Annotated in this window: 2 protein-coding genes; both read left to right on the top strand. The window is 47.5% G+C overall.

Going from position 1 to position 377, the window contains the following annotated elements; all coding sequences use genetic code 11:
• A partial coding sequence (locus IQQ51_RS04895; RefSeq protein WP_228012683.1) for a hypothetical protein occupies positions 1-183 on the top strand: 183 nt, incomplete at its 5' end.
• Positions 184-194: 11 nt separating this feature from the next.
• On the top strand, positions 195-377 hold a 183-nt coding region (locus IQQ51_RS04890), incomplete at its 3' end, for a hypothetical protein (RefSeq protein WP_193840519.1).

Raw genomic sequence — 377 nt, 5'->3', positions numbered from 1 at the left:
GAAAACCAGGTACCAACATCAACGCGCTACTTTATGAGCGAAAAGCATCGAGAAAGCACCACGCTTAAGCTCGATATGCTTGCGCATTTCGCGCATGACCTTGGTGAGCCTGAGCTTGCAGGATCCATTTTAGCGGCAGCGTCTGAACTTGGTAGTGACGCTGTTTCACCCATGCCAATGTAAGGGGAATAACCATGATCGTAAAAACTGAAAACAACCTGCTTTTTGATAGCTCACACCCAAAATGCCAGCTCCACTATGCTCGAACTCACGGTCGTGGATTTGCTTTTATCCAGTGTCTCGATACTGGCTTGGATGGTAAGGCGGAAAGGATAAAGCGCTACTGGGGTTTTTATGCCGACTCTCTTGATGAAGAA

The sequence above is a fragment of the Vibrio sp. OPT18 genome (assembly GCF_015163615.1).
In the GTDB taxonomy this organism is placed as follows: Bacteria; Pseudomonadota; Gammaproteobacteria; order Enterobacterales; family Vibrionaceae; genus Vibrio; species Vibrio coralliirubri.
The sequence above is the reverse complement of the archived record's forward strand: the minus strand, read 5'-3'. Positions and strand labels throughout refer to the sequence as shown.